We start from the raw sequence: 9,138 nt of genomic DNA, 5'->3' as shown, positions 1-9,138 counted from the left end.
CTAACGCTTGCCATAACCGGACCAAAAAATCAGAGCGACGAAGGAACGGCGCTTTTTGGGGTCCGAGTTTATGGCTTTGTTAGGGGAAGTTCATGTGCCAGCTCCAATGCCCTCTTGTTAAGGTTACTATCCTGATTGCTTATAGGCGCATTTAAGGAAACAACACAGAATGCACCCATTGCCATATCCGTATGTTTGTCGCTTACGGCGATAGCGAGTGCGCGCTTATTTGTATTACTTGTACTGTTGGTAACGTCACCCAGACCTTCACCTCTTGAACTGTAATTAGATCTATACATGCTTCTGTACACCATTTTAACTAACTCGGCCTTTATTTTCCCGTATTCTTGCTTCATTGTTTTGTCTCCGCGGAAATCCTATAGTCTCCCCTCATTAATGCCATAAAGTTAAACATCTGCTCGGCAAGAGAAGATAACATCACCACATGGTGACCATTGTTAAGTCGATGTCTTGTCATCGTATCAATCGTTAAGAACCCGTAGTTTTGAGCCTCGCGCTCACCGCGCCTCAATGGACAACGAATTGGAACAACAATAGTACTCTTGTACCAATTAAGATAGTCGCTCCTTTGATTTGAGTACTCCGTTTCTTTCGACAAATCCGCCGAATGAAAGTAACTTAGCTTGCCGGCGGGAGAATTCTTCAAAGCTTGATCTAAACCTGAGTTCTTTCCGGTATTGACCTCGTATTTCCAATGGTCATCTACGTCTCTCTCGGATGACTCATGGTTTCTCGCGTATGTTGTCGCGTATGAAATACCGTCATCCTCTTTCGTTAGAAGCTTCACAGTAACCGTACACTCTTTCCCGTATAGAAGTTTTGTAAATATTCGCGCTATGATCTGACACACAGCCTTTAATGTATTTTTTTCTGCCAGAAGCCTATCATCGAGTGATGGCGTTTCCTTTTCCCCCCAAAAGCTTGTGAACAGCGCCTCTCGATAATTTGTGTTTATTTCTCTAAAGTATTTTGCTATTTCTTCCAGAATCTGATTGTCATTTCTGACTTTTAGAGAATATATGTTGACTGCAGCAAAAAACAATAGTGCCACAACCAAGCCAATAATAGACCCGATTTTAGGTGTTGTTCCTGCAAGGATATCACGCATAACCACACCAAAGCTTATAAAGCTTACAATCAACGAAAGTGCAGTCACATAATCACTTCGGGCGAATTGATGTGCTAATTTTCCTGGGATATTCATTTGGTAACCTTATGCCCCCTTTATTATTCCCCTAACAGTTTTGATCGATAGAAACTTCGTTTCCCGTGATATACAGAATCTGCATAGCATATGGCCTGAATTCTTCACGCCCCACAGATTGGGCAAGCTCCCCCACTACCAAAGCACTGATTCTGCGCCGAAAACCGGGCACAGTTGGATTCGCCGTAGAAGCCATCAGGTGCCCATTGAAGTGCTCGGGACTGGTGTTATACAGAATCGGCGCAAATCGACTTAGGCGGGCTGGAAAGCGACATCGACTGGGTGAGCTGCGCGTACTTCGGTGAAGCGCATTGAGGGACTGGGGCTCAGGTTGAGCCGAAAGAAGGGTATACCCATGCAAGTCGCGGCTTGGCAGGTCCGTGGCAACCGCGTTGGCGGGGTGACACCAACACGCCCGCGTGAACCGGGTGCATGAGCGCATTGCGGCTTGGCCCGGTGCCAATGATCTTGCGCCTCGCCGTGCAGGCCGCGCAGGGGTCCTGTATTCCATGCCCGATCCATCGCATGACTGTCGGTGAAACACTACCGGACTTTGTGACAGATTTCATGTTTCAGGTCAATACGACGACGCTGCTGGGGCATGGTCTCAGGGATTGCGCCCCCACACTCTTATCCATCGCGGCGAACCCGCCCCCTACACACCCCCAGCAAACCGCGCCACCAAAAAATCAATCAACGCCCGCACCCTGGGCGGCAACCAGCGACGATCAGCGTAAACGGCATAAACAGTCAGCTCAGGCGCCTGCCATGCATCCAGACAGGTCACCAGCCGGCCCTGCGCCAGCGCCTCGGCCGCCAGGAAACGTGGCACCAGCACCAGGCCCAGGCCGGTCTCGGCGGCGGTGACCAGCATCTCCCCATTGTCCGAGCGCAGGGAGCCTTCCACGCGCACGGCCACCTCGTCCCGGCCCTGTCGGAAGCGCCATTCCTGGCTGCTGGGTTCGTTGGTGTACACGAGGCATTCATGTTCCACCAAATGTTGGGGATGCTCCGGGGTGCCCCGGGCCTGCAGGTAATCAGGGGCGGCGCACAGGACCTTGTCGGTGGTGGCCAGGGGGCGGGCCACCAGGGTGGGGTCCAGGGACGAGGTGATGCGTACCGCCAGGTCGACCCCCTCCTCCACCAGGTTGACCAGATGGTCGTTGAAGATCACATCCAGTGTGACCGCGGGATAGGCCCGCTTGAAGTCCGCCAGGGCCGGGGCCAGGTGGCGGATGCCGAAGCTCACCGGAGCGCTCAGGCGCAGGCGGCCGCGCACGGCGTCGGTCTCCAGGGCCAGGTCCTGCTCGGCCTCGTCCACCAGTTGGAGGATCTGCACTGCGCGAGGGTAGAAGGCGCTGCCGGCCTCGGTGAGGGAGTGGCGGCGGGTGGTGCGCTGCATGAGGCGGGTGCCCAGATGCCCTTCCAGCTTGCTCACATAGCGGCTGGGTTGGCCGCGCGCCAGGCCCAGGCGCTCCGAGGCGGCGCTGAAGCCCCCGGCGTCCACCACGGTAACGAAAACGCGCAGGGCGCGGATCAGGTCGAAGTCCGGCAGATCGATGCGTTTCATGCATCAATCTTATGCGTTACTAGGGGTTTATCAACCTGCCGCCATGAATTCCAATGACACACACGCCCCGCTCGGGGGCACCACGTTCTTTTGCACACGGAGGCAAGGACAATGAGCAAGATTCTGGTTTTGTATTACTCCATGTACGGTCACATCGAGACCATGGCCAATGCGGTGGCCGAGGGCGCCCGTGGGGTGGAGGGCACCACCGTGGACATCAAGCGTGTGCCTGAGCTGATGAACGAGGAAGATGCGCGCAACGCCGGTGCCAAGCTGGACCAGGCGGCCCCCATCGCCCAGCCCGAGGAACTGGCGGATTACGATGCCGTGATCTTCGGCACCCCCACCCGGTTCGGCAACATGGCCTCGCAGATGCGCAATTTCCTGGATCGCACCGGCGGCCTGTGGGCCCAGGGCAAACTGGTGGGCAAGGTGGGCAGTGTGTTCACCTCCACAGGGACCGGTGGCGGCGGCGAGACCACCATCACCTCCTTCTGGCACACCCTGGCGCACCAGGGGTTCGTGATCGTGGGTGTGCCTTACGCGATCCCGGAGCTCACCGATGTGTCCGAAACCCGGGGTGGCAGTCCTTACGGTGCGGCCACCCTGGCAGGCCCCGATGGCAGCCGTCAGCCCAGCGACAAGGAGCTGACCATCGCCCGCTTCCAGGGGCAGCATGTGGCCGAGGTCACCCGGAAGATGACCGGCGGGGCGGTTTGAACCGAGGCTCATGCCATGGCTGGGTGGCCCAAGACTCAGGGGCTGCCCTGCTCTCCTTGAGGCGCGATGCGTCTTTGGGTGAATGAAGGCACAATACCTTCATGACCCAACGAATGTTCTTCGCCCTGTGGCCTGACGATGCCTTGCGGGATGCAATCCAGGCCCGCGTGCCTGACGGGCATGGCGGGCGCCCGGTCGCCCGGGACAACCTGCACCTCACGTTGGCCTTCATTGGCGCGGCCGATACGGCCTATGCCGAGTGTCTGAGCCGGGCCGCAAGCACGGTGGACATCGAGCCATTCGCGTTCGAACTCACGGGGCTTGGGTGTTTCAGAAAGCCCGGCGTGTTGTGGCTGGGGGACGTTGTCCCCCGCGACCCCCTGGTGCGGCTGGCACAGGACCTGAACACCGCCCTGATACCCTGCGGCTTCCAGCCGGAGGCGCGGGAGTACCGTCCCCATGTCACCGTGGCCCGCAAGCTGAAGGCCCCCGTGGCACGGGCCCCCATTCACCCCATCCGCTGGTCGGTGGACGGCTTCTGTCTGGTGGTGTCAAAACCCGGCCCGGACGGCGTGCGCTACGAGGTGGTGCAGCGCTATCCCGTGTAATCACCATGCGCACCCGCCGTTGCAGGCTCCACGCTCTGTTCAGCGCGTCCCAGGAAACGGCCCGGGCGAGCACGATATAGCCCGACAGTCTCCGTGCCACCGACTCCATCGCGGCAGAGGCATCCAGAGCAAGCCCCGGACGGCAGTGGTTTGAACTGACCCTGCCCCCATGGCAAGGTGGCTCAACATTCAGGGGACGCCCTGCCATCCTCAGGGCGTGGGAGCCATGCGCGAGCACTCTCTTGTAACGCTGGTAAAAAATCCGGTGTTTTCCGTCTCGGCGGCGGTCATCGGGGTGCTTTCATTGCTGGGCATTCTGCTGCCGGGGCCATTCGCGGCCACCGCCGATCGGCTCTACCGGCTGGTGAGCATCAATTTCGACTGGCTTTATCTGCTGGCGGTGTTCGGCTTCGTGGTGTTTCTGGTCGGGCTGGCCCTGAGCCCCTGGGGGCGTGTCCGTCTGGGGCAACCGGACGACCGACCCGAGTTCGGCTTTTTTGCCTGGATCGGGATGTTGTTCTCGGCTGGCTTTGGTATCGGGCTGGTCTTCTGGGGCGTGGCCGAGCCCCTGAGTCACTTTGTACTGCCGCCTCTGGGGGGCGCGGAGCCACAGACAGAGGCTGCGGGCCGCCTGGCCATGGGGTATGCGTTTTTCCATTGGGGTGTGAGCCAGTGGGCCATCTTCGGCTTGGTGGGCCTGGTGATTGCCTATTTCGAATTCCATCGCCGGGAGGATGGGCGCATCTCCACCGCCCTGCATCCGCTGACCGGTCATGGCCCCCGGCTGCGAGATTCGGTGGACATCCTGGCCATCATCGCCACCGTACTGGGCATGGCCACCTCCCTGGGGATGGGTGTGCTGCAGACCAATGGTGGCCTTCACACCCTGTTCGGTGTGCCCAACACACCCTATGTCCATCTGCTTATTGTGGTGACCCTGGCCGTGGTGTACCTGGGCTTTACGCTCACGCGGTTGGGAACGGGCATTCAATACCTGAGCATCCTCAATCTGAGTCTGGTCCTGGGGTTGTTGCTGGCGGTGTTCCTGCTCGGGCCTACCCTGTACATCGTGAAGACCTTCTTCCTGGGGCTGTGGGACTATGCACACCATTTCCTGACTTACAGCCTGAGGCTCGGTCCTGGGGAGGGCGATGGCTGGACGCGGCAATGGACCCTGTTCTACTGGGCGTGGATCATCGCCTGGTCGCCCTTTGTGGGGGCCTTCGTGGCGCGGGTATCCCGGGGAAGGACCATTCGCGAGTACGTGGCGGCGGTGTTGACCGTGCCCCCCATGATCGCCTGCTTCTGGTTTGCTGTGTTCGGCGGCACCGCACTGTATCGGGACCTGGAACAAAACGCCGGCCTGGCCGGGTCGGTCAGCGATGACGTGTCGGCCTCGCTGTTCCAGCTGCTGGAAACGCTCCCCCTGGGCACCCTGCTCTCCTGGGTCGCCCTGTTGCTGGTGGTGACCTTCCTGATCACCTCTGCGGCTGCGGCCTCGTACATCCTGGGTTCCATGAGCAGCGGCGGGCGGCTATCGCCCCCCACGCCGGTGCGCGTGGTGTGGACCTTTCTGGTCTCGGCCATCGCCGCCGCGCTGCTCTTCGCTGGCGGGCTGGGAGCACTTCAGACTGCCTCGCTGGTCGCGGCGGTCCCCTTTTCCATTATCATGGTGCTCATGGGGGTGGCACTGATTCAGGCCCTGCGCTCAGACTCCACCCCGCCGAATTGACAACCAGGAGTTGTTCCAATGACGGCCACACCCGATACGCCCTCCCATGACGCGTCGCCCCGGCTACTGCCCGGGATGCCCTACCCCCTGGGCGCCACCTTTGACGGAGAGGGCACCAACTTCTCGGTGTTCTCGGAGGTGGCAGAGCGGGTGGAGTTGTGTCTGCTTGATGAGCAGGGGCAACAGACCGAGTCCTTTGACCTGACGGAGGTCTCGGCCCTGTGCTGGCATGGCTATGTGCCCGGCATCGGCCCGGGGCAGCGCTACGGGTTTCGCATTCACGGCCCCTGGGACCCGGAGCAGGGTCTGCGGTGCAATCCCCACAAGCTGTTACTGGACCCCTACGCCAAGGCGATTGTGGGCCGTGTGAAATGGAACGAAGCGGTGTTCCCCTACCGTTTCGATGATCCCGACAACAGTTTCAACGACCAGGACAGTGCCCCTCATGTGCCCCATTCCGTGGTCGTGGACACGCACTTCGACTGGGAGGAGGATCGCCATCCCCGCACGCCCTGGCACGAGTCCGTGATTTACGAGACCCACGTCAAGGGCTTCACCATCCGCCACCCGGATATCCCCGAGGCGGTGCGCGGTACCTATGCCGGCCTGGCCCATCCGGTCGCCATTGAGCATCTCAAGTCCCTGGGCGTCACGGCGGTGGAGCTGATGCCGGTGCATCAGTTCATCCATTACTCACACCTTGAGGAGAAAGGCCTGCGCAATTACTGGGGCTACAGCAGCATCGGCTATCTGGCACCTCACAATGAATATGGCTCCAGCGACGATCCCAATGAACTGCTTCGTGAGTTCAAGGGGATGGTCAAGGCATTGCATGAGGCGGGACTGGAGGTGATTCTGGACGTGGTCTACAACCACACCAGCGAAGGCAATCACCTGGGGCCCATGCTCAGCCTCAAGGGACTGGACAACGCTGCCTACTACCGGCTGATGCCCGATGAACCCCGTCACTACATGGACTACACGGGCACCGGCAATTCCCTGAACATGCGCCATCCCCATGTCCTGCAGCTGATCATGGACTCGCTGCGTTACTGGGTGCTGGAGATGCACGTGGATGGGTTTCGCTTCGACCTGGCCTCGACCCTGGCCCGGGAACTGCACGAGGTGGACCGGCTCTCGGCGTTCTTCGACATCATCCAGCAGGACCCCATCATCAGCCAGGTAAAGCTCATCGCCGAACCCTGGGACATCGGCGAGGGGGGCTATCAGGTGGGCAATTTCCCGGTGCTGTGGTCGGAGTGGAATGGCCAGTACCGGGATACCGTTCGTGATTTCTGGCGCGGCGAGGACCAGACCCTGGGTGAATTCGCGTACCGGCTGACGGGCAGCCCCGACCTGTACGAGTCCTCCTCCCGGATGCCCCATGCCAGCATCAACTTCGTGACGGCCCACGATGGTTTCACCCTGCGGGACCTGGTGTCCTACAACGACAAACACAATGAGGCCAACGGCGAGGATAGCCAGGATGGCGCCGATGACAATCGCTCCTGGAACTGTGGCGAGGAAGGCCCCAGCGAGGACCCGCAGGTGAACGCCCTGCGCGCCCGGCAGCAGCGCAACTTCCTGACCACCCTGATGCTGTCCCAGGGTGTGCCCATGCTGCTGGGGGGAGATGAACTGGGACGCACACAACAGGGCAACAACAACGTGTACTGCCAGGACAACGAACTGGCCTGGTATGACTGGTCACAGGTGGACACGTCGCTGCTTGAATTCACGCGCCGTCTGGTGCGTTTTCGGCATGATCACCCGGTGTTCCGGCGGCGACGCTTTTTCGAGGGTCGGGCCATCCATGGCCACGATGTGGAAGACATTGCCTGGTTCACACTCGACGGGGAGTGTATGGAAGAGGATCACTGGGGAGAAGACTTTGCCAGATCGCTGGGGATATTCATCAATGGTGAGTCCCTGCCCTCCCCCGGGCCGCGCGGCGAGCGCATCGTCGATGATCGATTTTTTCTGGCCTTCAACGCCCACCATGAGCCCCTGGAGTTCACCTTGCCCGAGGCCAGCTGGTGCAAACGCTGGCGGGTGGAACTGGATACCGCCGAGGGATGGGTCGATGAGGATCGGCATCACGACGCCGGGGGTACGTTCACCGTGGAGGCTCGCGCCATGATTCTGCTGAGGCGTGCCGGCGAGTAATCACCGGCTCCCTGGTTTCAGGACGCTTCGTCCTTGAGTTGATGTCGCTGGAGGCGATGAAATGACGCTGCTCACCTGGTTCGGAATCCTGCTTTGCCTGTCTCAGTCGGCAATGCTGTCCGGTCTGAACCTGGGGCTGTTCTCGCTCAGCAAGCTGGAACTGGAGGTCGAGGCACGCAAGGGCAACAAACTATCGGAACGCGTGCTGGGGCTGCGTGAGGACGCAAACTTCGCACTGGTCACGATCCTCTGGGGCAACGTGGGGGTGAACGTGCTGCTGGCGTTGCTTTCCGGCGCCGTGATGAGCGGCGTGATCGCCTTCCTGTTCTCCACCGTTGTCATCACGATCTTCGCGGAAATCATTCCGCAATCCTATTTCACCCGCAACGCACTGCGCATGGCGTCCATGCTGGCGCCGGTGCTGCGGGTCTACCAGGTGCTGCTCTACCCGGTGGCACGGCCCACTGCCTGGGCACTGGATGCCTGGCTGGGCGGCGAGAACATCCGCTACTTTCCGGAGCGTGATCTGCGTCGGGTGATCCAGCTCCACATGGAGACCACCGAGTCCGAGATCGCACGGGTCGAAGGACAGGGTGCGCTGAATTTCCTGGAGCTGGACGATGTCCCGATACGAGACGAGGGCGAGCCGGTGGATCCGGGGAGCGTGCTGTGTCTTGAATTCGATGGAACAAGGCCTGTGTTCCCAACAATCACCGCCGATCCCAAGGACCCGTTTCTCTGTCAAATCAACCGCTCGGGCAAGAGCTGGGTGGTCATTGTCGATTCCGACGACTGGCCCCGGCTGGTCCTCAGTGTGAATGACTTCCTGCGGGAGGCCATATTCGCTCCCGAGCACTTCAACCCCCTCCGGCACTGCCACCGTCCGATCATCGTGACCAGCAGCACTCGCAAACTCGGTGAACTGATTCCGCGGTTCCGCCTGCATTCCGGGCCGAGGGGGGATGACATTGTCGAGGACGACGTGGTGTTGTCATGGACAGACCAGCCACGATTGCTCACCGGCGCCGACATCCTGGGTCGTTTGATGCGAAACATCCTGGGCAAATCCAATCGGTAGCCTGAAGGGGCGCCAACCCGACGTCACCTGCCAACTGTA

Annotated in this window: 8 protein-coding genes; 5 read left to right on the top strand and 3 right to left on the bottom strand. The window is 60.1% G+C overall.

The window, feature by feature from the left end:
• Positions 1-68: 68 nt before the first annotated feature.
• From LPW30_RS11825 to LPW30_RS11815, 3 genes are all read right to left on the bottom strand, one after another.
• A complete protein-coding gene (locus LPW30_RS11825) occupies positions 69-356 on the bottom strand; it encodes a hypothetical protein (protein ID WP_239680948.1) in 288 nt (95 codons plus the stop codon).
• Complete coding sequence (locus LPW30_RS11820; protein WP_239680947.1) at positions 353-1,225, bottom strand: hypothetical protein; 873 nt, start codon at positions 1,223-1,225, stop codon at positions 353-355. Before LPW30_RS11820 ends, LPW30_RS11825 begins: the two co-directional genes overlap by 4 nt.
• 655 nt (positions 1,226-1,880) lie before the next feature.
• Positions 1,881-2,795, bottom strand: coding sequence for a LysR family transcriptional regulator (locus LPW30_RS11815; RefSeq protein ID WP_239680946.1), 915 nt, complete (start codon positions 2,793-2,795; stop codon positions 1,881-1,883).
• A 111-nt stretch (positions 2,796-2,906) separates the two neighbouring features.
• Here LPW30_RS11815 and wrbA point away from each other — a divergent pair, with 111 nt between their 5' ends.
• The 5 genes from wrbA (at position 2,907) to LPW30_RS11790 (ending at position 9,099) form a co-directional block, all read left to right on the top strand.
• On the top strand, positions 2,907-3,515 hold the full coding sequence (wrbA, locus tag LPW30_RS11810; RefSeq protein WP_239680945.1) for an NAD(P)H:quinone oxidoreductase: 609 nt from the start codon (positions 2,907-2,909) through the stop codon (positions 3,513-3,515).
• A gap of 101 nt (positions 3,516-3,616) precedes the next feature.
• Positions 3,617-4,123 (top strand): RNA 2',3'-cyclic phosphodiesterase, encoded by a 507-nt coding sequence (thpR, locus tag LPW30_RS11805; protein WP_239680944.1) that lies wholly within the window; start codon positions 3,617-3,619, stop codon positions 4,121-4,123.
• A 169-nt stretch (positions 4,124-4,292) separates the two neighbouring features.
• Positions 4,293-5,855 (top strand): BCCT family transporter, encoded by a 1,563-nt coding sequence (locus LPW30_RS11800; protein ID WP_239680943.1) that lies wholly within the window; start codon positions 4,293-4,295, stop codon positions 5,853-5,855.
• 18 nt (positions 5,856-5,873) lie between these two features.
• A complete protein-coding gene (gene glgX, locus LPW30_RS11795; protein WP_238625783.1) occupies positions 5,874-8,021 on the top strand; it encodes a glycogen debranching protein GlgX in 2,148 nt (715 codons plus the stop codon).
• 61 nt (positions 8,022-8,082) lie between these two features.
• Entirely contained in the window at positions 8,083-9,099 is a 1,017-nt protein-coding gene (locus tag LPW30_RS11790; RefSeq protein ID WP_239680942.1) for a DUF21 domain-containing protein, read from the top strand.
• Positions 9,100-9,138 lie beyond the last annotated feature (39 nt).

The organism is Ectothiorhodospira variabilis (assembly GCF_022227625.1).
Taxonomy (GTDB): domain Bacteria; phylum Pseudomonadota; class Gammaproteobacteria; order Ectothiorhodospirales; family Ectothiorhodospiraceae; genus Ectothiorhodospira; species Ectothiorhodospira haloalkaliphila.
This window is presented reverse-complemented; position numbering and strand designations above follow the sequence as displayed.